23 protein-coding genes are annotated in these 26,342 nt (G+C 71.1%); 12 read left to right on the top strand and 11 right to left on the bottom strand.

Going from position 1 to position 26,342, the window contains the following annotated elements:
- Window positions 1-372: 372 nt before the first annotated feature.
- Window positions 373-1,458 carry a redox-regulated ATPase YchF gene (gene ychF / locus GU5_RS0101505; protein ID WP_010523816.1) on the bottom strand — a complete coding sequence of 362 codons (1,086 nt, stop codon included), beginning with the start codon at window positions 1,456-1,458 and terminating at the stop codon, window positions 373-375.
- A 211-nt stretch (window positions 1,459-1,669) separates the two neighbouring features.
- Between ychF and betT the strand changes: the two genes are divergently transcribed.
- Genes betT through GU5_RS0101490 form a run of 3 tightly spaced genes read left to right on the top strand, consistent with a single transcriptional unit; the run spans window position 1,670 to window position 6,931 of the window.
- On the top strand, window positions 1,670-3,826 hold the full coding sequence (gene betT / locus GU5_RS13455; protein WP_010523815.1) for a choline BCCT transporter BetT: 2,157 nt from the start codon (window positions 1,670-1,672) through the stop codon (window positions 3,824-3,826).
- Window positions 3,827-3,860: 34 nt separating this feature from the next.
- Entirely contained in the window at window positions 3,861-5,342 is a 1,482-nt protein-coding gene (locus GU5_RS0101495) for an aldehyde dehydrogenase family protein (protein ID WP_029513922.1), read from the top strand.
- A 14-nt stretch (window positions 5,343-5,356) separates the two neighbouring features.
- On the top strand, window positions 5,357-6,931 hold the full coding sequence (locus GU5_RS0101490; protein WP_010523813.1) for a GMC family oxidoreductase: 1,575 nt from the start codon (window positions 5,357-5,359) through the stop codon (window positions 6,929-6,931).
- A gap of 144 nt (window positions 6,932-7,075) precedes the next feature.
- On the opposite strand, the gene GU5_RS13450 is transcribed toward GU5_RS0101490, so the two are convergent.
- Entirely contained in the window at window positions 7,076-7,486 is a 411-nt protein-coding gene (locus GU5_RS13450; protein WP_010523812.1) for a hypothetical protein, read from the bottom strand.
- 221 nt (window positions 7,487-7,707) lie between these two features.
- On the opposite strand from GU5_RS13450, the gene GU5_RS0101480 reads away from it, so the two are divergent.
- From GU5_RS0101480 to GU5_RS0101460, 5 genes are all read left to right on the top strand, one after another.
- Entirely contained in the window at window positions 7,708-8,682 is a 975-nt protein-coding gene (locus GU5_RS0101480) for an ABC transporter ATP-binding protein (protein ID WP_010523811.1), read from the top strand.
- Window positions 8,679-9,440, top strand: coding sequence for an ABC transporter permease (locus GU5_RS0101475; RefSeq protein WP_010523810.1), 762 nt, complete (start codon window positions 8,679-8,681; stop codon window positions 9,438-9,440). Before GU5_RS0101480 ends, GU5_RS0101475 begins: the two co-directional genes overlap by 4 nt.
- 64 nt (window positions 9,441-9,504) lie before the next feature.
- Window positions 9,505-10,686, top strand: coding sequence for a sensor histidine kinase (locus GU5_RS13445; protein ID WP_139084258.1), 1,182 nt, complete (start codon window positions 9,505-9,507; stop codon window positions 10,684-10,686).
- Window positions 10,683-11,324, top strand: a complete 642-nt coding sequence (locus GU5_RS0101465; protein ID WP_010523808.1) for a response regulator transcription factor — start codon at window positions 10,683-10,685, stop codon at window positions 11,322-11,324. Before GU5_RS13445 ends, GU5_RS0101465 begins: the two co-directional genes overlap by 4 nt.
- Window positions 11,325-11,443: 119 nt before the next feature.
- The gene (locus tag GU5_RS0101460) at window positions 11,444-12,406 is read left to right on the top strand and encodes a universal stress protein (RefSeq protein ID WP_010523807.1); all 963 of its coding nucleotides are present in this window, start codon (window positions 11,444-11,446) and stop codon (window positions 12,404-12,406) included.
- Between the two features lie 10 nt (window positions 12,407-12,416).
- On the opposite strand, the gene GU5_RS16160 is transcribed toward GU5_RS0101460, so the two are convergent.
- Entirely contained in the window at window positions 12,417-13,172 is a 756-nt protein-coding gene (locus GU5_RS16160) for a histidine phosphatase family protein (RefSeq protein ID WP_010523806.1), read from the bottom strand.
- 96 nt (window positions 13,173-13,268) lie between these two features.
- The gene (locus GU5_RS16955) at window positions 13,269-14,114 is read right to left on the bottom strand and encodes a hypothetical protein (RefSeq protein WP_139084257.1); all 846 of its coding nucleotides are present in this window, start codon (window positions 14,112-14,114) and stop codon (window positions 13,269-13,271) included.
- A gap of 123 nt (window positions 14,115-14,237) precedes the next feature.
- Between GU5_RS16955 and rmuC the strand changes: the two genes are divergently transcribed.
- Complete coding sequence (gene rmuC, locus GU5_RS16950; RefSeq protein WP_139084256.1) at window positions 14,238-15,518, top strand: DNA recombination protein RmuC; 1,281 nt, start codon at window positions 14,238-14,240, stop codon at window positions 15,516-15,518.
- A gap of 9 nt (window positions 15,519-15,527) precedes the next feature.
- Here rmuC and GU5_RS0101440 read toward each other — a convergent pair whose 3' ends face one another.
- From GU5_RS0101440 to GU5_RS0101425, 4 genes are all read right to left on the bottom strand, one after another.
- On the bottom strand, window positions 15,528-16,292 hold the full coding sequence (locus GU5_RS0101440) for a TSUP family transporter (protein ID WP_010523803.1): 765 nt from the start codon (window positions 16,290-16,292) through the stop codon (window positions 15,528-15,530).
- A 104-nt stretch (window positions 16,293-16,396) separates the two neighbouring features.
- Window positions 16,397-16,600, bottom strand: a complete 204-nt coding sequence (locus GU5_RS0101435) for a hypothetical protein (protein ID WP_010523802.1) — start codon at window positions 16,598-16,600, stop codon at window positions 16,397-16,399.
- Window positions 16,601-16,639: 39 nt separating this feature from the next.
- Window positions 16,640-17,743 (bottom strand): 4-hydroxy-3-methylbut-2-enyl diphosphate reductase, encoded by a 1,104-nt coding sequence (locus tag GU5_RS0101430; RefSeq protein ID WP_029513919.1) that lies wholly within the window; start codon window positions 17,741-17,743, stop codon window positions 16,640-16,642.
- A gap of 31 nt (window positions 17,744-17,774) precedes the next feature.
- Window positions 17,775-18,731, bottom strand: coding sequence for a hypothetical protein (locus GU5_RS0101425; RefSeq protein ID WP_010523800.1), 957 nt, complete (start codon window positions 18,729-18,731; stop codon window positions 17,775-17,777).
- Between the two features lie 212 nt (window positions 18,732-18,943).
- On the opposite strand from GU5_RS0101425, the gene xseA reads away from it, so the two are divergent.
- A complete protein-coding gene (gene xseA, locus GU5_RS0101420; RefSeq protein WP_010523799.1) occupies window positions 18,944-20,284 on the top strand; it encodes an exodeoxyribonuclease VII large subunit in 1,341 nt (446 codons plus the stop codon).
- Window positions 20,281-20,580 carry an exodeoxyribonuclease VII small subunit gene (locus GU5_RS0101415; RefSeq protein WP_010523798.1) on the top strand — a complete coding sequence of 100 codons (300 nt, stop codon included), beginning with the start codon at window positions 20,281-20,283 and terminating at the stop codon, window positions 20,578-20,580. Before xseA ends, GU5_RS0101415 begins: the two co-directional genes overlap by 4 nt.
- A gap of 109 nt (window positions 20,581-20,689) precedes the next feature.
- Here the strand turns inward: GU5_RS0101415 and GU5_RS0101410 are convergent, their stop codons facing one another.
- The 3 genes from GU5_RS0101410 to GU5_RS17165 form a co-directional block, all read right to left on the bottom strand.
- Window positions 20,690-21,928, bottom strand: coding sequence for a pyridoxal phosphate-dependent aminotransferase (locus GU5_RS0101410; RefSeq protein ID WP_010523797.1), 1,239 nt, complete (start codon window positions 21,926-21,928; stop codon window positions 20,690-20,692).
- Window positions 21,929-22,008: 80 nt separating this feature from the next.
- Window positions 22,009-23,262, bottom strand: a complete 1,254-nt coding sequence (locus tag GU5_RS0101405) for an aminotransferase class I/II-fold pyridoxal phosphate-dependent enzyme (protein ID WP_010523796.1) — start codon at window positions 23,260-23,262, stop codon at window positions 22,009-22,011.
- A 121-nt stretch (window positions 23,263-23,383) separates the two neighbouring features.
- Complete coding sequence (locus tag GU5_RS17165; RefSeq protein ID WP_158217709.1) at window positions 23,384-24,472, bottom strand: glycine betaine ABC transporter substrate-binding protein; 1,089 nt, start codon at window positions 24,470-24,472, stop codon at window positions 23,384-23,386.
- Between the two features lie 60 nt (window positions 24,473-24,532).
- On the opposite strand from GU5_RS17165, the gene GU5_RS0101395 reads away from it, so the two are divergent.
- Window positions 24,533-26,311: a tetratricopeptide repeat protein gene (locus GU5_RS0101395; protein WP_010523794.1), complete on the top strand. Its 1,779-nt coding sequence runs from the start codon at window positions 24,533-24,535 to the stop codon at window positions 26,309-26,311.
- Window positions 26,312-26,342 lie beyond the last annotated feature (31 nt).

The raw sequence follows: 26,342 nt of genomic DNA, 5'->3' as shown, positions 1-26,342 counted from the left end.
TGCCCCCCCCTCTTCACGTTGTGACGTGTTGCTGGGTCCGTCCGACGCGCCTGTCGAGCAGCTGCGAGACTGCTACCGCGGTGCTGAACGCGTTCCCCGTCGTCGAGTTCGGCACCGCGGTGGTCGACGAAGGGCACCGACACATGGAGCCGGGCTCACTCCCATCGGACTCGACCTGATCATGTGCGCACGCATCACAACACGTCAGGTGAAGGCCTCCATGACCCTGTCGATCCCGCGTCGTCGAAACTCAGGCGTCAGGGACCAGGGCGTCCGAGGCGATGTTTCACCTGGTCCCGTCCATCCTCGCGGTCCGGCTTCCTGCGCTCGACTGTGTGCGAAGCACCCTGTGCGCCCGCCTGATCTGACGTTCTACACGTTGAACTTGAAGTCGACCACGTCGCCGTCCTTCATGACGTAGTCCTTGCCCTCCAGGCGCACCTTGCCGTTGGACTTGGCCTCGGCCATCGAGCCGGCGGCCATCAGGTCCTCGTAGGAGACGATCTCGGCCTTGATGAAGCCGCGCTGGAAGTCGGTGTGGATCACGCCGGCCGCCTGCGGTGCGGTGTCGCCCTGGTTGATCGTCCAGGCGCGGGCCTCCTTCGGCCCTGCGGTCAGGTAGCTCTGCAGCCCCAGAGTGTCGAAGCCGACGCGCGCCAGCTGGGACAGGCCGGACTCGTCCTGGCCGTTCATCTCCAGCATCTCGCGGGCCTCCTCCTCGGAGAGCTCCACCAGGTCGGCCTCGAGCTTCGCATCGAGGAAGACCGCCTGCGCCGGCGCGACCAGGTCGGCCAGCTCCTTCTGCTTCTCCGCGGAGCCCAGCACCGTCTCGTCGCAGTTGAAGACGTAGATGAAAGGCTTGGCGGTCAGCAGGTTCAGCTGGCCGAGGTGCTCGCCGTCGAGCTCGCCGGAGGACAGCGCGGAGAAGATGGTCTCGCCGCGCTCGGCGACCGTCTGGGCGGCGAGGTAGGCGTCGAGCTGCGCCTGATCCGCCTTCTTGCCCTTGACCTGCTTCTCCAGCTTGGGGATCGCGTTCTCGAGCGTCTGCAGATCCGCCAGCACCAGCTCGGTGTTGATCGTCTCCATGTCCGAGGTCGGGTCCACGTCGCCGTCGACGTGGACGACGTTGTCGTCCTCGAAGGCGCGCACCACCTGGGCGATCGCATGGGCCTCGCGGATGTTGGCCAGGAACTGGTTGCCCAGCCCCTCGCCCTCGGAGGCGCCCTTGACGATGCCGGCGATGTCGACGAACGAGACGGTCGCCGGCAGGATCCGCTCCGAGTCGAACATCTCGGCGAGCTCGCCCAGCCGGTCGTCGGGCAGGTCGACGACCCCGACGTTGGGCTCGATCGTGGCGAACGGGTAGTTCGCCGCGAGGATGGTCTGCCGGGTCAGCGCGTTGAAGAGTGTGGACTTGCCCACGTTGGGGAGTCCCACGATTCCGATAGTCAGTGCCACGGTCACCCAACCTATCGCGCTCTGCGCGGGGGAAGCGACTCCGGCCCCGGTTCACCGCGATGAGCGTCACCCCATGTCGGCCGCTCGGCCGGATTGGCTAGGATCCACCAGGTTCACCCTGCAGTATGGGCAGGGTGAGACATCGATCACGGAACTCCTGAGTACTTCACGCACCGATGAGGTCATCGCACCGGAGGAAGGACAACTTCACATGCCATCCGCCACGGATCATCCGCAGCCGTCGGCTGCGCAGACCGCAGGCGGCGGTCGACGTCGCGAGAGTCCCAAGTCGGCCAGTGTCAACTGGCCAGTCTTCATCATCTCCGCGGCGATCATCGTCGCCTTCACCCTGTGGGCCGCCCTCGCACCGACCGCGGCCTACAACACCCTCGAGAGCGCCTTCACCTGGCTCAGCGGCAACCTGGGCTGGTACTTCATCCTGACGGCCGCGATCATCCTGGTCTTCGTGCTGATCGTCGCGTTCTCCAGGGTGGGCAACACCAAACTCGGCCCGGACCACGCGAAGCCGAAGTTCAATCTGTTCACCTGGGCCTCGATGCTCTTCGCCGCCGGCATCGGCGTCGACCTGATGTACTTCTCGGTCATCGGTCCGGCCGCCAACTACCGCGTCGGCCCCGGCACGAGCCCCGAGTCCATGGAGGCCGCCGGCGACGCGGCGATCTGGACGATGTTCCACTACGGCTTCCCCGGATGGGCGATGTACGCGCTGACCGGCATGGCCTTCGGCCTCTTCGCCTACCGCCATCACCTGCCGCTGAGCATCCGCTCGGCGCTCTACCCGATCATCGGCAAGCGCGCCGAAGGAGCCGCCGGCACCAGCGTCCAGATCGCCGCCGTGCTGGGCACCATCTTCGGCATCGCGACCAGCCTCGGCATCGGCGTCGTGTTCCTGTCCTACGGCCTGAATCACCTGTTCGGGATCGAGGCCACCACCGGCGTGCAGGCCGCGCTGATCGTGCTGGCAGCCGTCGTGGTGACCTTCTCCACCGTCTCCGGCGTCGACAAGGGCATCCGGCGACTGGCCGAGCTGAACGTCGTCGTGGCCATCATCATGATGTTCTACGTGCTGATCTCCGGAGAGACCGCACGGCTGCTCAACGCCCTGGTGAAGAACATCGGCGACTCCTTCGTGCAGGCCCCGAGCATGCTGATGGACACCTTCGCCTACAACACCTCCGATGCCTGGGCCCAGGAGGGCTGGCTCGAGTGGTGGACCATCTTCTTCTGGACCTGGTGGATGGCCTGGGCGCTGTTCGTCGGCCTGTTCCTGGCCCGCATCTCGCGCGGCCGCACGCTGCGTCAGTTCATCATCGGCGTGCTGCTGGTGCCGTTCGCCTTCAACGCGCTGTGGATCTCCATCTTCGGCAACGCCACCGTCTTCCGGATCATGGGCGGCGACGCCGACTTCGCCGCCGCAGCCGAGGACGCCGAGGGCGCCGGCTTCTACGAGCTGATCAACCAGTTCCCCGGGGCCACCTTCGTCATCGGCGTCTCGGTCGTGGTCGGGCTGCTGTTCTACGTCACCTCGGCCGACTCCGGAGCGCTGGTGCTGGCCAACTTCACCTCGAACACCAAGACCGCCGACTCCGACGGTCCCCCGTGGCTGCGCATCGTCTGGAGCGTCATCATCGGCGCGCTGACACTGGTGATGCTCATCCTCGACGGCGTCTACTCGCTGCAGATGGCCGCGGTGATCATCGGTGTGCCGCTGTCCATCGTGCTGTACATGCTCATGGCCAGCGTCTGGCGCACCCTGCGCCAGGAGAAGTACTCGGCCGACTCGATGCGCGCGGCCCTGCCGGCTGCCCTCTCCGAGCGGATCATGGACGGCGGCTCGGCCGGCGGCCGGTGGCGCCGGCGGCTGGCCCGCGACATGCACTACCCCACGGCCGACGAGGTCACGGAGTTCATGGAGACCACCGCCGCCCCGGCCATCGAGGAGGTCGCCGCAGAGCTCGAGGAGCAGGGCGTGCAGGTCTACTGCGCCCGCGGCACCGTCCCGGACACGGACCTGCCGCAGATCGACCTCCATGTGGAGTTCGACGGCCACCCGCTCTTCAAGTACCAGGCCTACCCGGTGGAGTACGCGGTGCCGCACTTCGCGATGCGGTTCCGCTCGGCCGAGGAGAACTTCTTCCGCGTGGAGATCTTCTCCACGACCGGATCCTCCGGCCGGGACATCTTCGGCTGCAACAAGGAGCAGGTCATCGCCGATGTGCTGGACTCCTATGAGCGCCACCTCGCGGTGCTGCACATGAGCCAGCAGGACGGCGGTCAGCTCGTGACGCTGAACACCGAGGCCGTCCCCGACGACTGGGACCATGACCGCAGCCGTCCGTCCGAGTGACCACCCCGAGACCACCGATCACGAGGAGTTCCCCATGACCACAGAGACCCTGTACATCGACGGCCGGTGGGTGCCCGCCGAATCCGGCGAGACCCGCACCATCACCTGCCCGGCCGACGGCGCCGAGGTCGGCGTCGTCGCCGAGGCCGGCGAGGCCGACACGCTGAAGGCCATCGCCGCGGCCAAGAAGGCCTTCGAATCCCGCGTCTGGGTCGACACCCCGGCCGCCGAGCGCGGCGCGCTGGTGATGAAGGTCGCCGACGCCATCACCGAGCGCAAGGACGAGTTCGCCCGCGCCGAGGCCCTCGACACCGGCAAGCGGTTCGTCGAGGCTCAGATCGACATGGACGACATCATCGGCTGCTTCCGCCACTTCGGGAAGCTGGCCGACGCCGACGCCGGCCGCATCGTCGACGCCGGCGACCCGACCGTCGTCTCCAAGGTCGTCCACGAGCCTGTCGGCGTCTGCGGGATGATCACCCCGTGGAACTTCCCGCTGCTGCAGGCCGCGTGGAAGATCGCCCCGGCGCTGGCCGCCGGCAACTCGCTGGTGCTCAAGCCCGCCGAGCTGACCCCGCACACCGCGATCCTGATCATGGACGTCCTGGACAAGCTGGGCCTCCCGGCCGGCGTGGCGAACCTGGTGCTCGGTGCCGGCGCGACCGCCGGTGCCCCGCTGTCCTCTCACCCGGACGTCGACCTGATCTCCTTCACCGGCGGTCTGGTCACCGGCCGGAAGATCGCCGCGGCCGCCTCGGAGACCGTCAAGAAGATCGCCCTGGAGCTCGGCGGCAAGAACCCCAACGTGGTCTTCGCCGACGCCGACTTCGATGCCGCGGTGGACAACGCGCTCAACGCCGGATTCCTGGACTCCGGCCTGGTCTGCTCCGCCGGCAGCCGGCTGATCGTCCAGGACACCATCGCGGAGAAGTTCGTCGACGAGCTGGTCCGCCGCGCGGAGCACATCCGCATGGGCGGCCCGTTCGACGAGTCCGCCGAGACCGGCCCGCTGATCTCGGCCGAGCACCGCGACAAGGTCACCCGCTACGTCGAGCAGGGCGTCGCCGAGGGTGCGCGGCTGCGCACCGGCGGCCACTGGGGCGGCGAGGAGCTCAAGGACGGCTGCTTCTACGCCCCGACCGTCCTCGACCAGGTCACCCGCGGGATGAGCGTCGTCGTCGAGGAGGCCTTCGGCCCGGTGATCACCGTGGAGACCTTCTCCACCGAACAGGAGGCCATCGCCACGGCCAACGACACCCACTACGGACTGGCCGGCGCGGTGTGGACCTCCGATGCGGGCATCGCCCACCGGGTGTCGTCGAAGCTGCGCCACGGCACCATCTGGGTCAACGACTACCACCCCTACCTGCCGCAGGCGGAGTGGGGCGGCTTCAAGCAGTCCGGCATCGGGCGCGAGCTCGGCCTGGGCGGCTTGGAGGAGTACCGCGAGACCAAGCACATCTATCAGAACACCGAGCCGGCGGTCAGCGGCTGGTTCTCGATGCCGGAGAAGTGAGGACAGGAGAGAGAATGACTGAGAACACCACTTTCGACTACGTCGTCGTCGGCGGCGGCTCCGCCGGCGCGGCGGTCGCCGCCCGGCTGAGCGAGGACTCCGAGGTCAGCGTCGCGCTGCTGGAGGCCGGCCCGACCGACGCCGACAAGGACGTCGTCCTGCGGCTGAACCGCTGGATGGAGCTGCTCGAGTCCGGCTACGACTGGGACTACCCCATCGAGCCGCAGGAGAACGGCAACTCCTTCATGCGCCACGCCCGTGCCAAGGTCCTCGGCGGCTGCTCCTCGCACAACTCCTGCATCGCCTTCTGGGCGCCCAAGGAGGACCTCGACGAGTGGGAGTCGATGGGCGCGGCGGGCTGGAACGCCGAAGCCACCTACCCGATCTACCAGCGCCTGGAGACCAACGACGCCGAGGGCGACCACCACGGCCGCACCGGCCCGGTGAACCTGATGACCATCCCGCCGCACGACCCCTGCGGCGTCTCGCTGCTGGACGCCTGCGAGCAGGCCGGCATCCCGCGGGTGCAGTTCAACACCGGCGAGACCGTGGTCAAGGGCGCGAACTTCTTCCAGGTCAATCGCAAGGAGGACGGCACGCGCTCGTCGTCGTCGGTCTCCTACCTGCATCCGATCCTGGACCGCGAGAACCTCTCCATCCTCACCGACACCTGGGTGAAGGAGATCCTCTTCGACGGCGACCGCGCCGTCGGGCTCTCGGCGGTCGGCGGCGCCTTCGGCAAGGCCCACACGATCACCGCGAACCGGGAGATCGTGCTCTCCGCCGGCGCCATCGACTCGCCGAAGCTGCTGATGCTCTCCGGCATCGGCCCGGCCGAGCACCTGGCCGAGCACGGCATCGCCTCCCGCGTGGACTCGCGCGGCGTCGGCGAGCACCTGCAGGACCACCCCGAGGCGGTCATCGGCTGGGATGCGAAGAAGCCGATGATCGAGGAGGGCTACCAGTGGTGGGAGATCGGCATCTTCGCCGACACCAAGGAGGGCAACGGCGAGTCCGACAAGCCGGGCCGTCCGGACCTGATGATGCACTACGGCGCGGTGCCCTTCGACATGCACACGCTGCGTCAGGGGTACCCCACCAGTGAGAACACCTTCTGCCTGACCCCGAACATCACCCACGCCAAGTCGCGCGGCACCGTGCGGCTGCAGTCGCGGGACTACCGGGACAAGCCGCATGTGGACCCGCGGTACTTCACCGACGCCGAGGGCCACGACATGCGCGTGGCCGTCGAGGGCATCAAGCTGGCCCGCGAGATCGTCTCGCAGCCGGCGATGGCCGAGTGGGCCGGCGAGGAGCTCTACCCGGGCAAGGACGTGGTCACCGACGAGCAGATCGCCGACTACGTCTCGCGGACCCACAACACCGTCTACCACCCGGCCGGCACCGTGAGGATGGGCGCGGCAGACGACGACATGTCCCCGTTGGACCCCGAGCTGCGGGTCAAGGGCGTGAGTAGTCTGCGCGTCGCCGACGCCTCGGTGATGCCGGAGCTGACGACGGTCAACCCGAACATCACCACGATGATGATCGGCGAGCGCTGCGCGGACCTGATCAAGGCCACGCGCTGAGGCTCCCCGCCTCCGACGGTCCCTGACCGTCGACAGGCGACCCCCTCGGACGCCCCGGGCATGGGACGGCATCGACGATGTCTCCCCCGTCGCCCGGGGCGTTCGTGCGTCGACGGGAGCGCTCACGGCGCGAGAGCAGCAGGTTCAGGGTCCGGCTCCGGCGCCCGGAACCTCGCCGGTCTCCTCATACTCGGCGAGCAGCATCTGCTTCGCCGCCTGATCGGCCCGACGGATCATGAGTGCCCCGCAGGCCGAGAAGACGACGACGGTCAGGACCGCATGCCATATCGACGCGCCTGCGACCAGGTTCTCGACACCGTTCAGCAGCACCAGGCCGACGGCGAAGGAGGCCGCGGCGACGCCGAGCATCGCACAGGCCCAGCCCAGTGCGGCCCGATGGCCGGCCTGCCAAGCCGCGCACGAGGAGCCGGTGGACCACAGGCGGATGCCGATGAGCGAGTTCCGTTCGCCGGTGCGACCGGCCCAGCAGATCACCACGGTCAGCAGCCCTGCATGGAGCAGGCCGCCGGGCAGCAGCAGGTCGATCGGCTCCATGCTCCTCCCTTCCCCGCCGACGGCGGCGCGACGGCGGCGCGACGGCGGCGCGACGGCGGCGCGACGGCGGCGCGACGGCGGCGTCGCCCCTGAGACTACTGACGTGATGCTCGCCCCGCCAGCCCTGGACCGAACGGCGCGGGCGGGACCTGACATCTGTCATGGCTGATCGATGACTCCCGGCCCTGGGCGCGGTCCGACGCCCGGAGCAGACTGAAGGCATGAGCCGCACCTCAGTCATCACCACCCGCGACGTCCGCGTGACCTATCCCGACGGGGCCGGCGGCAGAGTCCACGCCGTCGACGGCGTCGACCTCGACGTCTCCCGCGGCGAAGTAACCGCCCTGCTGGGGCCCAACGGCGCCGGCAAGACCACACTGATCGACGTGCTCCTGGGCCTGACGGCGCCCGAGCAGGGCTCTGTCGAGGTGCTGGGCACCACGCCGACCGCCGCCGTGCGCGACGGCCGGATCTCCGCACTGCTGCAGACCGGCGGGCTGCTGCCGGATCTCACCGCCGTGGAGACGGTGCGGATGATCGCCGCGCTGCACCGGAACCCCGCCGACGTCGACGAGGTCATCGACATCGCCGGCGTCCGCCCCTTCGCCTCTCGCCGGGTCGGCAAGTGCTCCGGCGGCCAGCAGCAGCGCCTGCGCTTCGCCCTGGCGCTGCTGCCCCGCCCGGAAGTGCTGATCCTCGACGAGCCCACCGCCGGCATGGACGTCTCCGCCCGCCACGAGTTCTGGGACCGGATGCGCGCCCAGGCCGACGCCGGGGCCACCGTCCTCTTCGCCACCCACTACCTGGAGGAGGCCGAGCAGTTCGCCCGCCGGACGATGCTGCTCGACCACGGGAGGATGCTCGCCGACGGCGCCACCGACGAGGTCCGCTCCCGCGCCGGCGCGGCGCATCTGCAGGTGACCTGGTCGCCGACCGAGGCCGAGCTCGCCGTCCTGCAGGAGGCCGTGCCCGACGTCCGCGCGGTCGAGCAGCGCGGCAGCCGACTGGCGCTGCGCACTGACGACCCCGACGCCGCGGCGGTCCATCTGCTCACCCGCACCGCCGCCCACGACCTCACCGTCCGACCGGCGAGTCTCGAGGAGGCCTTCCAGATGCTCACCGGCGACGACGGGGACGCCGCGGGCCGCTCCACCGACCAGGCCACCGCCCAGAATCCCGAGGAGCTGCTCCGATGAGACTGACCACCTACATCGCCATGGACTTCTGGAGGAACCTGCGCAATGCGGGAAACTCCTTCTTCGTGATCGTGCTGCCCACGGCGCTGTTCCTGTTCTTCGGCGCCTCGATGGACTGGTCCGACCGCCCGGTCGAGGACGGCAACGTCAGTGCCTGGATCATGATCGGCATCGCCTGCTACGGCGCGGCGATGGCGACCGCCTCGCTGGCCGGATCCGCCGCCGTCGAGCTGCAGCAGGGGTGGGGTCGGCAGCTGTCGCTGACCGCGATGCCGCCCGGGGTCTTCGTCGGAGCCAAGACGGTGATCTCGTTGGCGATGGCCGCGCTGCCGGTGGTGGTGCTCAACCTCGCCGGGGTGCTCACCATCGCCGACATGCCGCTGGGCACCTGGCTGGCCGCCGCGGCGCTGACCATCCTCGGTGCGGCCCCCTTCGCCCTCTACGGGCTGGCGATCGGACTGACCTTCCGCTCGGACGCCGCCGTCGGCACCGCCAGCGGGATCCTGGTGATCTTCAGCTTCCTCGGCAACGGCTTCATGCCGCTGGACGGCGTCCTCCTCGACATCGGTCGACTCACCCCGATGTACGGCCTGGTCGCGCTGGCTCGCTACCCGCTCACCGACGGGATGCTGGTCGGCATGGCCGGACCCGGCGGGACCGATCCGCTGTGGATGGTGCTGGCCAACGTCCTCGCCTGGACGCTGATCTTCGGAGCACTGTGCCTGCTCGCCCAACGACGGCGGACACGTCGGCAGTGAGCGTGGGCATGAGCGGCGAAGGTCCACCGCGGAGCAGACGGAGGGGATGCGTAGCATGGGCGGCATGAGGACCGACAGCCAGCCCAGCCACGACGGCACGGGGTCGTTCCACGGCGTCGCCTATGCCGGCATCTGGCTGGCCGTGCTCGCGCTGCCGGTGGGCTCGGCGTTCCTGCGGCCGGTCGCGCCGGTCTGGACCGCGCTGACCGTGGCGGCGACGCTGCTGTTCAGCATCGTCTACCTGTGGCTGTTCTGGCGCCTGCCGGACAGTCATCTGGTGGGCCGGCGCGAGCGCAGGATCCTGCTGGTCGGACTGATCGTGCTCATCGGACTGATCGTGCTGGCCGCCCCGGGCGCCGGCTCCTGGTCGACGGCCTACACCCCGTTCCTCACCGCCCTGCTGGTCTTCACCCTGCCGCTGCGCCTCGGGCTGCCGCTCGGCGTCGCCCTCTGGCTGGTCCCCAGCGTCGTCTGGGCGCTGGTCGCCGAGGAGATCTGGGTGCTGGCCGGCCCGGGATTCGGCGTGCTGATCATCATCTTCGCCAGGCTCGTGGAGCACAACGAGCGGCGCACGCGGCTGGTCGAGGATCGGCTGCGTTCGGCCGCCGAGCGCGACGCCATCGCCCGCGACGTCCACGACGTGCTCGGCCACTCGCTGACCGGACTGTCCATCCGCACGCAGCTGGCCCGGCGGCTCATCGACACCGACCCCGAGCGGGCCCGCGCCGAGCTGGACACCATCGACGCGCTCTCCCGCGAGGCGCTGGATCAGGTGCGCAGCACCGTCAGCCGGCTGCGCACCCCGGAACTGGCCGGCGAGCTGGCCACCGCGCGCAGGACGCTGGCCGCCGCCGGGATCACCGCGCAGATCGACGTCGCCGAGGAGCTGCGGCTCGAGGATCCGCCCGAGCCGGGCGGCCCGGAAGAGGACGAGGCCGAGCGCCGGAGGCTCTTCGCCTGGGCGCTGCGCGAGGCGGTGACCAATGTGGTCCGCCACGCGCAGGCGGAGCGCTGCCGGATCACCGTGACGCCGGAGCGGATGGAGATCGTCGACGACGGCGTCGGCTGCCCGCGGCCCCACGGCGACGGGGCGCCCGCCCCCGTCGCGTCCTACGACGGTGCCGCCGGCGGCACCGGGCTGCGCGGACTCCGCGAGCGCGCCGCCGCCCAGGGGGCCGAGGTCCGGCTGGGGCCGGCCGACGAGGCTTCCGGGTCCGGCACACGTGTGGAGGTGATCGCCGGATGAGCTCGCCGAAGGCCCCCTCGACCGCCGACGCGCCGATCCGCCTGCTGCTGGCCGACGACCAGGACCTGGTCCGCGGCGGGCTCGCCGCGCTGCTCGAGCTGGAGCCGGACCTGACCGTCGTCGCCGCCGTCGGCCGCGGCGACGAGGTGCTGGCCGCCGTGCAGGCCCATCGTCCCGATGTCGCGCTGGTCGACATCGAGATGCCCGGCGCCGACGGGCTCGCCGTCGCCGGACAGCTGACCCGCGAGGCTCCCGACTGCCGGTGCCTGATCGTGACTACCTTCGGCCGACCGGGCTACCTGCGCCGGGCCATGGACGCAGGCGCGGCCGGATTCATCGTCAAGGACACCCCCGCCGAGCAGCTCGCCCAGGCGGTGCGCCGGGTCGCCGCGGGCGAACGCGTCGTCGACCCGCAGCTGGCCGCCGCCTCGCTGGCCGGCGGCGAGAACCCGCTCACCGCGCGCGAGCAGCAGGTGCTGCGCGCCGCGGCCGACGGCGCCTCGGTGCGGACGATCGCCGAGACGATCCACCTCTCCCCCGGCACGGTGCGCAATCACCTCTCGGCGATCATCGGCAAGACCCATGCACAGAACCGACACGACGCCGCCCGCCTCGCCGCCGAGCACGGGTGGTTGTGACGGACGAGAGTTCTACAGCGTGTAGAAATCGGGGAGTAGACTCGCCCTCGACGGCGGTCCGCCGGATCGAGGGCGGTCCGCCGTCGTCTCACTCAGGACTCCGACACAGGAGGAACACCATGTCACGAGAGACGACCACCGCTCACTCCTCCATCGCCTTCGACGCCGCTCAGCGACCGCTCGGCGTCGTCGTCGGCTTCGACGGTTCCGAGAACTCCCGACGCGCACTCGACCATGCCGCCGAGATCGCTCGGCGCCGGGAGTCGCCATTGACCGTCGTCACCGCCTATCGTTCCTCGCCGCCGATCTACACGACGCTGGCCGCCGTGCCGGAGGAGCCCGAGGAAGAGGTCCGCCGCCGCGAAGTCGAGGCGGTCCTCGAAGCCGCGCGGAAACACCTGGCCGGCCACCCGGGGCGCGTCGACTATCGCGCCGAGCGTGGAGACTCCACCGGAGTGCTGGCCGAGCTCTCGGCCTCCGCCGAACTGGTCGTCGTCGGCGCCCGCGGCCGCGGCGGCTTCCTGGAGCTCGTCCTGGGATCGGTCGCCTCGGCGCTGCCGTCCCACGCGAAGGCGCCGACGGTCATCGTCCCTGCGGACGAGGCTGCGGCCTCGCACGCGGCGGGCGACGCGGGGCCGGTGGTGGTGGGCGTCGACGGCTCGCCGGAGAGCCGGGTCGCCGCCCTGCACGCCGCCCACGCCGCCGAGGAGCGCGGCGCCGAGCTGCAGCTGGTCATGGCCGCCCCGTCCCGCGACGGACTGGCCCAGTGGTACCCGAATCTCGTCGAGGAGCAGGCCCTCGCGGCGCAGCGGCAGGAGCTGGAGACTTCGCTGGAGGCCGAGGCCGCCTGGCTCGCACGCCACGTCCCGGAGGTGACGATCCGCTCCTCGGTCGAGATCGGCAGCTCGGTCCCGCTGCTGACGGATCACTCGCGCGAGGCGCAGCTGACCGTCGTCGGCACCCGCGGCCGCGGCGCCGTGGCCGGCACGCTGCTGGGATCGACCTCGCGCGGGGTGCTGCATCACGCGCACAGCCCGGTCATGGTCGTCCCCGCCCTGGCGGACGACCGCGTCTCCGACTGAGCGCCTCGGCTCAGACCGCGACGGAGTCCACCGCCGGGTTGAGCAACTCCGGGGACAGGTTCAGCACCCGCAGTCGGGACTGGCCGATGATCTCGTCGTCGGTCAGTCCCGCGATCTGCTCGGCCTGGCGGGCGGCGTCGTCGTCGAGGCCGCCGTGCGGCAGCGAGCTGGACACCGGCCCGGTGGTCAGCGGCACGTCGACGACGGTCACCGCCGCCGGGGTCAGCGGGATCGACTGCGCCCGGTCGATGAGTCGCAGGCGCTCGAGCAGCACGCGCAGCGCCGCTCCGTGGCTGACGGCCACAGTGGTGCGTACGTCGAAGCTCAAGTCCGGCGACGGCGTGGGCTCGCTCTCCGCCGTCGCCCGGGCGATCTCGCAGAAGGCCGCGAGCATCCGGTCGCTGAGCTCCTGCTGGGTCTCGCCGCCGGCCGGGGTGTAGGCCCCGGCGCGCCAGCCGGCGAACTCCTCCGGCTCGGCGTCGCGGACGGCGGCCGCGTAGGCGCCCTCCCACTCGCCGAGACCCTGCTCGACCAGGTCATCCCAGATGCGCGGCGGGTGCTCCAGCCCGAAGGCCGCATAGGTCTGCTGCGTGCGCACCAGGGCCGAGGCATGCCCCTGACACGGGTTCTGTGCGCGGACGAAGCCGCCGGTCACCGTCGCCTGCTCACGGCCGGAGTCCGCCAGCGAGATGTCCGACCGGCCCTGCAGCCGGTGTTCCTTGTTCCACGGGGTCTCTCCGTGGCGGACGAGCAGGACTCGGATCATGGGGACGCTCCTGGAAGGTCGTGGCGGGACAGTCGACGGGGGGCGCGGCATCGGAGGGGGCCCGACGGCCTGCGGACCGGCTTCGATTCTATGCCCTCATCCGGCGGCCTGCCGGCGGTCGCGGATGGTGGACCAGACCGAGACCAGCACGATGCCGACGACGCCGGCGACGACGAGCGACGGGAACTGCGCGCCGAGGACCAGGTCGGCCGCCAGCACCACCGCCGGCAGGCAGGCCAGCAGCAGCGCGGCATGCAGCGTCTTCGCCAGCGTCACGCCCCACTGCAGCAGCAGGATCGGCCCGGCGATCGCCGCCGCGCCCACCAGCACGATGCCGGTCAGCTCGCCGGCGGACAGCCCGGCGTCGACGGCGCCGGGCACCGTCAGCGCCAGGCCTGCCGTCCAGACGATGTGGAAGCGCACCGCGCTGATCTCCCAGGCTTCGATTCCCCGGGAGGCCATGGATTTCGAGACCAGCAGCACGCCGACGGCGCAGACGCCGGCGGCCAGCCAGAGCAGCGTGCCCAGCAGCAGCCGACCGGCGTCGACGCCGGAGCGCGAGGCCTCGGCGAGGATCAGCGTCGCCGTGACCCCGGCGAGGACGAGCACCAGCAGCGGATGGATCCAGGCCGCGGCACGATGCCGGACGGACCGCCACGTGACCAGCAGCGGTCCCGGCCGCGGCCGATTCCCGCGGCGGAGGCCGTCGAGCTGCCAGCCGGCGACCCCGACGACGGCGGCGACCAGGAAGGCCGTCGCCGTGGTGAGCACCGAGTGCTCCGGAGCAACGACGTGGCCGACCACGCCGGTGCCGATCCCCTGCCAGAGCACCGCCAGCGCGACCACCAGAGCACCCAGGCCTTCACGACTGACAGGCGCCGTCGACGTGCTCGTCGACGACGGATCCGACGGCACTTCCACGGACGGACGACTGCTGGTCATCGGTGTCCTCCTCCAGTGTCCTCACAGATGGCCGAGGCGTTCCAGGATTCCACGACTCGGCCGGCGGTGCACGTCGCGTCCGTGGCCCCCGGCCGTGTCGGCGGCAGGTGGGATGCTGGAGGCATGATGTGGACGATGCTGCTGCTGGGACTCGTGATCGGTCTGCTCGCCGGCGCCGTCGGCGCCCGCCTGCTCAGCAGGCCCGACGCCGCCGACTCCTCCCAGGAGGCCGAGATGCTGCGCGGCGAGCGGGACGAGGCCCGCGCCGAGCGCGACGAAGCCCGCTCCTCCGGTGAGCGCCTCCGCGAGCAGCTCCACGCCGCCGAGGTGCAGGCGGCCTCGCTGCGCTCCCGGCTGGAGGCAGTCGAGCAGCAGCGGGCCGAGGACGCCGACGCCGCCCGCGAGCGCGAATCGCTGGTGGAGATGCTCCAGCCGGTCCGCCAGGGGGTGACGGAGATGCACCGGCAGGTCCAGACGCTGGAGAAGGAGCGCACCGCCCAGCATTCGCAGCTGAAGGCCCAGCTGAGCGAGGCGGCGAAGAACGACCAGCGCCTCTACGACTCCACCCAGGCGCTGCTCGGCAGCCTGCACTCCACCTCCGCACGCGGCTACTGGGGCGAGGTGCAGCTGCGCCGCATCGTCGAGGCCGCGGGCATGCTGCCGCACGTCGACTTCGTCGAGCAGCACAGCGGCACCGACGGCGACGGCGCCGCATTGCGCCCGGACATGGTGGTGCACCTGCCGGGCGAGCGTCAGCTGATCATCGATGCCAAGGCGCCGCTGAGCCTGACCGACGCCGCCGGCCAGGCCAAGGCGCTGAAGCAGCATGTCGGGGTGCTGGCGTCGAAGGACTACGCCGCGACCGTCGACCGCTCCCCCGATGTGATCTTCTGCTTCGTGCCGGCCGAGTCGCTGCTCTCCTCGGCTCTGGAGGCCGATCCGGAGCTGCTCGACCACGCGCTCTCCCGCGGGGTCTCGCTGGTCTCGCCGGCCTCGCTGCTGGCCAGCCTCAAGGCGGTGGAGACGGCCTGGCGGCATGAGCGGCTGGCGCAGAACATGCGTGAGATCGTCGACCACTCCCGCGACCTCTACAAGCGGCTGCAGAAGATGAGCGACCACCTGGGCAGGACGGGCGACCGGCTGCGCCAGGCGGTGCAGGCCTACAACGGGCTGATCGGCAACATCGAGCGGCAGGTGCTGCCGAAGGTCGAGGCGATCAGCCGGCTGCAGGTCGCCGACAGCGCCGACGCAGACGACGCCGCCCTGGAGGACCTGGGCGAGACGCTGACCGTCGCCGAAGTCGGCCACGACGTCAACGACCTGGGCCCGCGGCTGGCCCAGGGCGCCGATCTCGCCGGAGAGGACGCCGGGACGGACGGCGCGGCGACCCCTCCACGCTCCTGATCCGCCCGATCACCCGGCCAGATCCAGCACGCCGCGCAGGATCGCGCCGACCCCGCCGAGGCCGGCCAGCGTGACCGCGACCCGCCGCGCCGTCGTCGGCGTGACCGCCTGGGCCGCGCGCCCGCCGATCAGCACGCCGGCCAGCACGGTGACCACCGTCGCCGAAGCCAGCAGCGCCGGTGCGACGCCGACGGCGTCGTCGAGAGGCACCGATCCCATCATCAGCTTGACGACGACCGAGGTCAGGCCCATGGAGAGGAAGATCGGCTGCAGCGTGGCGGAGAAGCTGCCCTGCTCCCAGCGCGAGAGCTTCGCGTGGATGACCATCACCGGGGCGGCGACTCCGCAGGCGGTGTTGAAGAATCCTCCGAGCAGCCCGGCGGTCAGCCGCGAGCTCGTCGAGGACCATTCGGGCAGCCGCGGCAGCGAGACGGCGACGAGCAGCGCGCAGACCACGATCACCCCGACCAGAATGGACAGCCACCCGGCATCGACGGCGCCGACCATCCAGGCAGCCGGGACTGCGCCGACCACTGCAGCCGGAAGGATCACCGCGAAGCGCCGCCAGCTGATCCGCGACCAGACCGCGGCCATGATCAACGCCCCGGAGACCACAGTGGTCATGTTGGTGATCAGCACCCCGAGCGCCGGACCCAGCAGGATCGACAGCACCGGCGAGACCACCAGGCCGACCCCGGTGCCCGAGACCCGCTGCAGCACCGTGCCCAACAGCACCGCGGCGACGATCGCGAGCACCAGAGTCAGAGTCGTCATGAACCACAGCCTATGAGCTCGCGCCGGGCGGACGACGCCGGAGACGACACGCGCGTCGGACTCACCGTCACCTCACGCTCGGCTCCGCTCCCGCCGTGCTGCAGTCACCGTACATCGAAGAAGACCTCGGTGGTGCTGAACAGTCCACCCCGGGTGCGGACCATGCCGTCGCCGTCGTCCGGCACGGCGATCGCCACGCTGCCCCGGGCCGTGCCGCCGGTGTAGAGCAACGGGGTGCGGTCGGTCTCGTCAGGGGTCAGGGCCATCGCATCGGTCCAGGAGTGGGTCTCGTCGGCATAGGGGCCCATCGGAGTCTGGGGGGCAACGCGTGGCGCTGCGGCCCCGGCTCAGCGCGTCCGGCCCCCGCGGCCGGTGTCCTCGTGCCCGGCGTCCTGCAATGCCTTGCGGATCTCCTTGGGCAGGGAGAACACGATGTCCTCCTCGGCGGTGACGACCTCCGCGGCCTCGCCGTAGCCGTAGTCGGCCAGCAGCCGCAGGACCTCGTCGACGAGCACCTCGGGCACTGAAGCCCCGGAGGTCACGCCGATGGTGCGGGCGTCCTCGAACCACGACTCGTCGATCTGGTTGGCGAAGTCTACCCGCTCGGCGCGCGCCGCGCCGTGCTCCAGGGCGACCTCCTTCAGCCGCACCGAGTTCGACGAGTTCGCCGAGCCGACCACGATGACCAGGTCGGACTCCGGCGAGATCTTCTTGATCGCCGCCTGCCGGTTGCTGGTCGCATAGCAGATGTCATCGCTGGGCGGATCCTGCAGGTTCGGGAAGCGTTCGCGCAGGATCTGGACGATCTCCATGGTCTCGTCCACCGAGAGCGTGGTCTGCGAGAGCCAGACCAGCTGGTCCGGGTTCTGCACCTCGACGGTGCGGGCCTCCTCGGGGTTGTTCACCACCGTCGTCGCCTCGGGCGCCTCGCCGTAGGTGCCCTCGACCTCCTCGTGGCCGTCATGGCCGATGAGCAGGATCTCACGCTCGTCCTTGGCGAAGCGCACCGCCTCGCGGTGGACCTTGGTGACCAGCGGGCAGGTCGCGTCGATGGTCTGCAGGTTCCGATCCGCGGCGGTCTGCTTCACCTGCGGCGAGACCCCGTGGGCGGAGAAGACCAGCAGCGCCCCCTCGGGCACCTCGTCGGCCTCCTCGACGAAGATCACGCCCTTCTCGGTGAGCGTGTCGACCACGTGGCGGTTGTGCACGATCTCCTTGCGCACGTAGACCGGCGGCCCGTAGCGCTCCAGGGCCTTCTCCACCGCGACGACGGCGCGGTCGACGCCGGCGCAGTACCCGCGCGGGGCCGCCAGCAGCACTCGCCGCTCGCCCTCGAAGGTCGAGGCGGCGGCGACGTCCTCCGGCGAACGTCGCCGACGCGGAACCATCGGCGTCGGCACCGAGATGTGCTGGCCGTGAGCGGGAGCCTCCGTAGTCGTGCTGGTAGTCATGGCCCCAGTCTACCGGCCGAGGACAAGGCGATCAGACCTGGGAGACGGCGCTGTGATCAGGATGATGGACCGCCGGGCCCTCTCCGCGCGGCCCCGACCGATCGCCGTCGACGCCGCGCTGTCCGCGGGCGGCGAGCAGTCCGACGAGGCCGCCGACGACGACCACGCCGGCCCCGGCGAGGAACAGCCACCAGGTCGGCTGGGCCCAGGCGGCGAACTCGTCGGCGACATGCTCGACCACCGCCGCCGAGGCCGGGCTCGCCCCCGCCGTCGCCGGCGGATCCGGCGACGCCGGGCCCAGCGCGACGACCAGCCCCACGCCCGCCGCCGCCAGCCCGCCGAGGGCGAGGTTCATCCAGCGGCCGCGGCCACGGCCGGCCAGCAGGCCCAGCACCGCCAGCACGCCCGCGGCGATCGCGGCGACGGACCAGTGGGAGGAGGCCTGGGCGAGCGTGGCGACTCCGTAGGCGTCGGCGCCGGAGTCCGAGACCGGATCGACGTCGACGACGATCTCCGGGGCGAGCTGCTCGGCGGTCTCCTCGCCGACCATCGGGATCCGACCGACCAGCACCTGGGCCACCGGGGTGAGGTCCAGCGACACCGCCAGCTCCCCGGCCTCGCCGGCGGCCCCGTCGTGGAAGATCGCCTCCAGCTGATCGGCATAGTCGGCCCGTGTGCTCTGCAGCGACTCCTCCCAGGCCGCACGGGCGTCCTCGTCCTCCAGCAGATCCGACACCGCCGAGGAGACCAGGTTCTCCAGACCGGACCCGACCAGGCCGGAGATGCCGGCCGGCAGCTGCTCGGCGGCGTCGTCGGCGATGCGCTCGGAGACCGCGTCGGCGAAGGCCTCGTCGGCGGGCAGCTGCCCGGCGATCTCACGGATCGGCTCCGGCTCGCGCAGCAGCTGGTCGACCTGCTGGCCGGCGGTCGAGGCCGCGGCGAGCAGCCCGGCCAGCACCAGACAGATCGCGCTGAGGACGTGACGCATCGACGAGCTCCTGACGTGGGCGGTGAGATGTTCTCCACAACGGGGACGACGAGGCGGACCGTGACGCCGCGGCTCGGTAGAGTGGCGCACGACGGGCCGGCCCCTCGCCGGAAGCCCAGGGTACTGCCCCATCCTGGCCGGCGGCCGGACTGCCAGCCCCGACCGGACGACCTGACCAGCTCGACCCGCCCGACGACCGCGAGGAGACGCACGTGACCGGATCCGCGGAGCAGTCCTCCGGGCCCGCCGCCCTGCCGGCGACCAGCCAGGAGACCTCGCCGGACACCCCGTGGCCGCTGAGCCACTTCTCCGGCAAGCTCAAGGCCCACATCGAGAAGGTCACCCCCACCTGGGTGGAGGGCCAGCTCGTCGAGTTCAGCATGCGCAACGGCAACGCGTGGATGACCCTGCGGGATCTGGAGCAGGAGATCTCCTTCAACGCGGTGGCCTGGCGCAACGTCGCCTCCGGGCTCGACGGCGTCGTCCAGCCCGGTGCGCGCGTGGTCGCCCAGGTGAAGCCCAACCTCTACGCGAAGACCGGGCGGCTGTCGCTGGTCACCCACCAGATGCGTCCGGTGGGGCTGGGCGACCTGCTCGCCCGCGTCGAGCAGCTCAAGCGCCAGCTGGGCGCAGAGGGGCTCTTCGACCCGGCGCGGAAGAAGCCGCTGCCGGTGCTGCCCCGGCGCATCGGGCTGATCACCGGCCGCGACTCGGACGCGAAGAAGGACATCCTGCGCAACACCCGCGCCCGGTGGGCCGCCGCGGAGTTCGAGATCCGCGAGGTCGCCACCCAGGGGACCGCGGCCCCGGTCGACGTCTCCGTGGCGCTGGCCGAGCTGGACGCCCGCGACGACGTCGACGTCATCGTCATCGCCCGCGGCGGCGGCGCCCTGGAGGAGGTCGTGCTGCCCTTCTCCGACGAGCGGCTGATCCGCGCGGTCTCCGAGGCCTCGACTCCGGTGGTCTCGGCCATCGGCCACGAGGCCGACCGGCCGCTGCTCGACGAGGTCGCCGACGTCCGTGCCTCCACCCCGACCGGCTCGGCCCGGCTGCTGGTGGTCGACGAGGCCGTCGAGCGTGAACAGATCACCCAGGCCCGCTCCCGGATGTCCTCCGGTGTGGAGCGGATGATCGGCCGCGAGGTCGAGTGGCTGGCCGCGCTGCGCTCCCGCCCGGTGCTCGCCGCCCCGGAGACGATGGTCGCCGGCCGTGCCGAGGAGATCGCCGGGCTGCGCCGACGGGCGCTGGTGTCGATGGAGTCCGCGACGGCCCGCGCCCAGGACTGGATCGGCCAGGCCCGGGCCCGGGTCACCGCGCTGTCGCCGCAGTCCACGCTGGACCGCGGCTATGCCGTCGTCCAGGACGGCGAGGGCATCGTCCGCGACGCCGCGGCCCTCTCCCCCGGCGACGACGTGCGCGTCATGGTCGCCTCGGGCGAGTTCGACGCCGAGGTCCGCACGATCCGTGAGCGGCGCGGCGGCCCGGATGATCAGGATCGGACCATCCAGGACCCCCAGGACGATCAGACCACCCAGGACGAGGAGCCCCGATGAGCGAGACCCCCGAGACCCCCGAGACCAGCTTCAGCACCGCCGAGCTCGACGACGTCGAGTCGATGAGCTACGAGCAGGCCCGCGACGAGCTGGTCCAGGTGGTGACCAAGCTGGAGACCGGCGGCGCGCCGCTGGAGGAGTCGCTGGCGCTGTGGCAGCGCGGCGAGGCGCTGGCCGACCGCTGCGAGCGGTGGCTCGACGGCGCCCGCACCAAGCTGCAGGAGGTCCGCGCGAGCCTGGAGTCCGACGGTCCGGACGGCGCCGACGGCGGCTCCGAGGACACGGCCTCCTCCTGACCCGGCAGGTCCCGAACACCGCGGACGAGCCCCGCGCGACGACGGCGGCCGCCCGAGGCGCGGCATGCGCCGACCGGGCGGCCGCCGTCGTCGTTTCCAGGTCAGGCGATCAGGCGCGCACCGTCGCGTCGCGGTAGCTCTGCAGGAAGTCGGCGATGCCGGCGACGGCCTCCTCCAGCTCCTCGACGCCGGGCAGGGTCACCAGCCGGAAGTGGTTGTCGTCGATCCAGTTGAACGCGCGGCCGTGCGAGACCAGGATCTTCTGCTGGCGCAGCAGCTCGATGACGAAGGCCTCGTCGTCCTCGATCGGATAGATCTCCGGGTCGAGCCGCGGGAAGAGATACAGCGCACCGTCGGCCTGATGGACGTCGACGCCCTCGATCTCCGAGAGCAGCCGGTGGGCGACGGTGCGCTGCTCGTGCAGCCGCCCGCCGGGACTGATCAGATCTTCGATGGACTGGTGGCCGCCGAGCGCGGCCTGGATGGCGTGCTGGGCCGGCACATTGGCGCACATGCGCATGTTCATCAGCAGAGTCAGGCCCTCGAGGTAGTTCTTCGCCCGGTGCTTCGGTCCGGAGACATAGATCCACCCCGACCGGAAGCCGGCCACCCGCCAGGTCTTCGACAGCCCGGAGAAGGTGATGGTGAAGACGTCGTCGGAGAGCGTGCAGACGTTGACCATCTCGGCGTCGTCGAAGGTGATGTTCTCGTAGATCTCGTCGGAGAGCAGGATGAGGTTGTGCCGCCGGGCGACGTCCACCAGCCCTTCGAGGACCTCGCGGGGGTACACGGCCCCGGTCGGGTTGTTCGGGTTGATGATCACCAGCGCCTTCGTCCGGTCGGTGACCTTCGACTCGACCTCCTCGGGATCCGGCCACCAGTTGTTCTGCTCGTCGCAGATGTAGTGGACCGCGGTGCCGCCGGCCAGCGTCGTCGCGCCGGTCCACAGCGGGTAGTCCGGCGCGGGGATGAGGACCTCGTCCCCGGGGCCGAGCATCGCCTGCAGCACCATCGAGATCAGCTCGGAGACGCCGTTGCCCAGGTAGATGTCGTCCGGATCGGTCTCGGTCATCCCGCGGCTCTGGTAGTACTGCGCGACGGCGATCCGTGCCGAGTAGATGCCCTGCGAGTCCGAGTATCCCTGGGCGGTGGCCAGGTTGTTGATCATCGTCATCCGGATCGAGTCCGGCGCCTCGAAGCCGAAGGGCGCCGGATTGCCGATGTTCAGCCGGGTGATGCGGTGCCCTTCACGCTCGAGTCGGGCGGCCTCCCGGGCGATCGGCCCGCGGACGTCGTAGCGGACCTCGCGGAGCTTGGGCGACTGGGTGAAATCCTCGAACTCCTCCATCCCCCTATCCTGCCTCACCGAGCCGGGTGCCTGCGGCCACATGCCGTCTCATGAAGGACTCCGAGCGCTTCCGAGAGCGCTCAGTCGACGCCGACGGCCCCCGGCGACACCGCATCGCGATAGCCGGCGAGGAAGTCGGCGATGCCGGCGATGGCCTCCTCCAGCTCCTCCACGGCGGGCAGGGTGACCAGACGGAAGTGGTTGTCGTCGATCCAGTTGAAGGCCCGTCCGTGAGAGACCAGGATCTTCTGCTGGCGCAGCAGCTCGATGACGAAAGCCTCGTCGCTCTCGATGGGGTAGATCTCCGGATCCAGCCGCGGAAAGAGATACAGCGCGCCGTCGGCCTGATGGACGTCGACGCCCTCGATCTCCGAGAGCAGCTTGTGCGCGACGTTCCGCTGTTCATAGAGCCGCCCGCCGGGCTGGATGAATTCGTCGATGGACTGATAGCCGCCGAGCGCGGTCTGAATGGCGTGCTGGGCCGGCACGTTCGGGCACATCCGCAGATTCGACATCAGGTTCAGGCCCTCGAGGTAGTTCTTGGCCAGATGCTTCGCCCCGGAGATGTAGATCCAGCCGGAGCGGAAGCCGGCCACCCGCCAGGTCTTCGACAGCCCGGAGAAGGTGATGGTGAAGACGTCGTCGGCCAGCGTGCAGACGTTGACGGTCTCCGCGTCGTCGTAGGTGATCTTCTCGTAGATCTCGTCGGAGAGCAGCATCAGGTTGTGCCGCCGGGCGACGTCGACCAGGTCCTCGAGGACCTCCTGCGGGTAGACCGCGCCGGTGGGGTTGTTCGGGTTGATGATCACCAGCGCCTTCGTCCGGTCGGTGACCTTCGACTCGATCTCTTCGGCGTCCGGATACCACTTGTTCTGCTCGTCGCAGATGTAGTGCACCGGCCGGCCGCCGCAGAGCGTCGTCACCGCAGTCCAGAGCGGATAGTCCGGGGCGGGGATGAGGACCTCGTCGCCCGGGTTGAGCATGGTCTGCAGCACCATGGTGATCAGTTCGGAGACCCCGTTGCCGAGGATGACGTCGTCGACGTCGGCCTCCTTCATCCCGCGAGTCTGGTAGTACTGCGCGACCGCGGTGCGGGCGGAGTAGATGCCCTGCGAGTCCGAATAGCCCTGGGCGGTCGGCAGATTCTTGATCATGTCGACCAGGATCGAATCCGGAGCCTCGAAGCCGAAGGGCGCGAGATTGCCGATGTTGAGCTTGGTGATGCGGTGGCCGGCCGCCTCCAGGCGTGCCGCCTCCGTCGCGATGGGACCGCGGACGTCGTACCGGACGCCGCGCAGCTTGTCCGCCTGGGTGAACTCCTCGAACTCCTCCATGGAGCAATCCTGCCTCATCGGCTCGCTCCCGCACAGGGGTCGCCGCGGAGGAATGTCCCCGGACGCTGCGGAGATCGCCGCCGCCCTCCGATCCCCCGCGTCGTGGAGGCCGCGCTCCACCCTATCCCCAGTCCTCCGGCGCGGCGATGAGCTCCTCCTCGACCAGCCAGTACTCGGCGGCCTCGCGCGGCGAGAGCCCGTGCTCGCCGGAGAGCAGCCGGCGCAGCGTGGTCACCGCCCCGGCATCCAGCCGCGAGGAGACCTGGCCGACGATGTCGGGGATCTCGTCGGCCGCGGCCTCGTCGACCACCGGCGCCATCTGCTCGCGCGGGAAAGCATGGTCGGCGTCGTCCAGGGCGACCAGCGCGTGCTGGTCGATGCCCGGATGGGTCGAGCTGATCACCGCCGCGTCGAGCTCGGCGGAGACCACCTGCTGCACCAGCTCATCCTCGGCACCGCTGGTCACCGAGGACGGCTCGCAGTCGTAGATCGCGGCCAGCGACTCCTCGGGAGCGGGCAGGTCCTCGCGCACGCCCACCGCGAGGTGCTCGCAGGCGTCGGCGACGGACGCGTCGCCGGCGTCGGCGGAGTCGCGGGGGATGTCCTCTTCGACGGCCGTGACAGTGGTCACCACCAGCGTCTCGGCGAACACCGCGGCGGACGGTTCCAGAACCTCGGCGCCGTCGACGGCGTCCTCGACCAGCTCCAGCACGTCCTCGGCCGTCGGCGCCGGGGCGGCGGCCGCGGCGGTCGTCTTCGGCGAGGGAACGGCCTGCTCCTGATAGCCCTCGGGGTCGAGCTGCCGGGCCAGGTCCAGCGTGCCGGCGACGACCATGGCATCGGCGGCGGCCTCCGCGTCTCCGCCGTCCTCGGCGAAGGCGGCGACCAGCTCGCCGGGCTGAGCATCACGGACCTCGACCACCGTCGGCACGTCGCGGGAATTCATCGCCAGCGAGTAGATGCCGGCCACGGCGCGCTCCAGCGGGTCCTCGGCGACGGCGATCGTCAGCGCCTCCTCGGCCTCCTCACCGGTGGGCTCCTCCGCCGGGGGCGGGCCCGAGCAGCCCGGCAGGGCCGTCGCGAGCACGGCGAGGACCGCGACGCCGACGACGCGCCCGCAGACCCGCCCGGAGGCCTGCTCGACGCTCTGCACCGCCGACCGCCGACCGGGTCCCGGAGCAGGGCGCGACGGACGGTGCTCAGGAGTCATGGGCTTCATTCTACGGACGAAGGTTCTCCGCTTCCCACGCGGACGTCTTAGGCTGGACGGATGACCTCCGATGCGGCTGATGACCAGGTCCAGCTCCCCGGTGCGGCGCGGCTCGTCACGCGCCTGCAGGCGCTGCTGCACGGTCCGCAGCCGACCGAGCCCGAGGCGCGGACCGCCCGCGGCTGGCTCGACCTCGCCTATGAGGCCGCCTACGGCGAGCGCTACCACGCGGCCGCCGACGCCGCCTCCCGCGGCCTCGAGTCCCGCGGCGGCGACGATCCGGAGAATCGGCTGATGCTGCTGCGCATCCTCTCCGGGGTCCACGAGATGCGCGGGGACACGGCCGCCTCCGCCCCGCACCTCGCCGCGCGGGTCGCGCTGCTGCGCGAACTCGGCCGGGGCCGCCAGGCCCGCATCGAGGAGGAGCTCGGCGGCATGCTGCTGCGCGAGCCCGATGCGGTCGAAGGCGACATCCTCGCCCGGGTCGCCGAGGAGCTGCGCGACGAGGACCGCGCCGCCGGCACGGGCGGCAGCCTGGAGCTGGCCGACGTGCTCTCCTCGCTGGCGGTGCGGGTGCTGCACGACGAGGGCCCCGAGCCCGCGCTGGAGCTGGTGCGCGAGGCGGTGGAGGTTCTCGAGCGGCACGACCGCCAGGAGGCGCTGGCCGGCGCACGGATGTTCCTGGCCCACACGCTGCTGCTCACCGGCGAGTCGGCCGCGGCCCTGCAGATCGCCGACGACGTGCTCCACGGCCCGGCCAACCGCGCAGTGCGCGGGGCGATGGCCATGCTGAAGGCCACCATCCACCATCACGACGACCGTCACCACGAGGCGGTGGACAGCGCGATCACCTCGGCCGAGCTCTACTCGGCCTGCGGAGTGCGCAAGGGGGCGGCCTCGGCCGCGGCCCTGCTGGCCGGCATGGTCTCGGCCCTGGACCAGGGCGAGGCCGCGGTGCTCGCCTGGCGGATCGCAGTCCAGCAGGCCGAGCTCGGCGAGTTCCCCGAGGCGCGGATGCTCTCGCTGGCGCTGGGCCAGCAGCTCCTCGAGCTCGAGGACCATGCCGAGGCCGAGAGCGTCCTCGACGCGCTCTCACTGCGGCTGGGCAGCACCGAGGAGGACCTCTCCACTCGGGCGAGGGCGCTGATGGGGCTCGGCCACGCGGTCACCCAGCAGCAGCGCCCGCTGGAGGCGCTGGCCCACTGGGAGGAGGCCGCCCGGCTCTTCGCCCGGTCCGACGAGCCCGAGGAGGCCGCCCGCGCGCATCTGGCCGCCGGGGCGCTCTCGGCGTCGCTGGACCGGCTCGACGAGGCGCGGCGGCACTACGAGCAGGGCCTGGAGCTGGCCCGCCGCGAGGAGGACGAGGACCCGCTGACGCTGGTGCAGGCGCTGCATGCGCTGGGCCACCTGCTCACGCGCACCGAGGACTCCGAGGGGGTCGGCTACCTGCAGCGCGCCCTCGACGTCGCCCAGGAGCACGGCACCGAATGGCAGGTCGCCGACATCACCGATTCGCTGGCCCGCGGCTACGTCGCCCTGGGCGAGGGCACGCAGGCGGTGGCCAAGGCGCTGGACGCCGCCGACCTCTTCGGGGCGGCCGGCGACGAGCGGGCCGCCGGCGGCGCCGAGGTCTTCGCAGGAAAGGTGCTGCTGGAGATGGGACGTCCCGACGAGGCCGAGGCCATCCTGCGCATGGCCGTCGGCGAGCGTGAGCCCGAGCAGGACCTGCTCCTCGAGGCGCTGGAGGCCCGCATCGAGGCGCTGATGCACCAGGACAAGGCGGACGAGGCCGCCGAGCTGCGACGGGAGCTCACCCGACTGAAGCGCCACCGGAGCTGACGACGGCACACCGGAGCGCACCGGCCGGCGG

It is taken from the genome of Nesterenkonia sp. F (genome assembly GCF_000220985.1).
Classification (GTDB): domain Bacteria; phylum Actinomycetota; class Actinomycetes; order Actinomycetales; family Micrococcaceae; genus Nesterenkonia.
Note: the sequence above shows the minus strand (reverse complement) of the source record. Positions and strands in the feature narration are given on the sequence as shown.

What these genes read in the sequence shown, in the direction of transcription:
- GU5_RS0101405 (WP_010523796.1), bottom strand. Translation starts at nt 23,262, where the DNA reads ATGGAGGAGTTCGAGGAGTTCACCCAGGCGGACAAGCTGCGCGGCGTC.
- GU5_RS0101495 (WP_029513922.1), top strand. Translation starts at nt 3,861, where the DNA reads ATGACCACAGAGACCCTGTACATCGACGGCCGGTGGGTGCCCGCCGAA.
- GU5_RS0101415 (WP_010523798.1), top strand. Translation starts at nt 20,281, where the DNA reads ATGAGCGAGACCCCCGAGACCCCCGAGACCAGCTTCAGCACCGCCGAG.
- GU5_RS0101430 (WP_029513919.1), bottom strand. Translation starts at nt 17,743, where the DNA reads ATGACTACCAGCACGACTACGGAGGCTCCCGCTCACGGCCAGCACATC.
- GU5_RS0101395 (WP_010523794.1), top strand. Translation starts at nt 24,533, where the DNA reads ATGACCTCCGATGCGGCTGATGACCAGGTCCAGCTCCCCGGTGCGGCG.
- GU5_RS0101480 (WP_010523811.1), top strand. Translation starts at nt 7,708, where the DNA reads ATGAGCCGCACCTCAGTCATCACCACCCGCGACGTCCGCGTGACCTAT.
- GU5_RS0101410 (WP_010523797.1), bottom strand. Translation starts at nt 21,928, where the DNA reads ATGGAGGAGTTCGAGGATTTCACCCAGTCGCCCAAGCTCCGCGAGGTC.
- GU5_RS0101475 (WP_010523810.1), top strand. Translation starts at nt 8,679, where the DNA reads ATGAGACTGACCACCTACATCGCCATGGACTTCTGGAGGAACCTGCGC.
- betT (WP_010523815.1), top strand. Translation starts at nt 1,670, where the DNA reads ATGCCATCCGCCACGGATCATCCGCAGCCGTCGGCTGCGCAGACCGCA.
- rmuC (WP_139084256.1), top strand. Translation starts at nt 14,238, where the DNA reads ATGATGTGGACGATGCTGCTGCTGGGACTCGTGATCGGTCTGCTCGCC.
- GU5_RS0101465 (WP_010523808.1), top strand. Translation starts at nt 10,683, where the DNA reads ATGAGCTCGCCGAAGGCCCCCTCGACCGCCGACGCGCCGATCCGCCTG.
- GU5_RS0101440 (WP_010523803.1), bottom strand. Translation starts at nt 16,292, where the DNA reads ATGACGACTCTGACTCTGGTGCTCGCGATCGTCGCCGCGGTGCTGTTG.
- GU5_RS0101490 (WP_010523813.1), top strand. Translation starts at nt 5,357, where the DNA reads ATGACTGAGAACACCACTTTCGACTACGTCGTCGTCGGCGGCGGCTCC.
- GU5_RS17165 (WP_158217709.1), bottom strand. Translation starts at nt 24,472, where the DNA reads ATGACTCCTGAGCACCGTCCGTCGCGCCCTGCTCCGGGACCCGGTCGG.
- GU5_RS16160 (WP_010523806.1), bottom strand. Translation starts at nt 13,172, where the DNA reads ATGATCCGAGTCCTGCTCGTCCGCCACGGAGAGACCCCGTGGAACAAG.
- GU5_RS13450 (WP_010523812.1), bottom strand. Translation starts at nt 7,486, where the DNA reads ATGGAGCCGATCGACCTGCTGCTGCCCGGCGGCCTGCTCCATGCAGGG.
- GU5_RS0101435 (WP_010523802.1), bottom strand. Translation starts at nt 16,600, where the DNA reads ATGGGCCCCTATGCCGACGAGACCCACTCCTGGACCGATGCGATGGCC.
- GU5_RS13445 (WP_139084258.1), top strand. Translation starts at nt 9,505, where the DNA reads ATGAGGACCGACAGCCAGCCCAGCCACGACGGCACGGGGTCGTTCCAC.
- GU5_RS0101425 (WP_010523800.1), bottom strand. Translation starts at nt 18,731, where the DNA reads ATGCGTCACGTCCTCAGCGCGATCTGTCTGGTGCTGGCCGGGCTGCTC.
- GU5_RS0101460 (WP_010523807.1), top strand. Translation starts at nt 11,444, where the DNA reads ATGTCACGAGAGACGACCACCGCTCACTCCTCCATCGCCTTCGACGCC.
- GU5_RS16955 (WP_139084257.1), bottom strand. Translation starts at nt 14,114, where the DNA reads ATGACCAGCAGTCGTCCGTCCGTGGAAGTGCCGTCGGATCCGTCGTCG.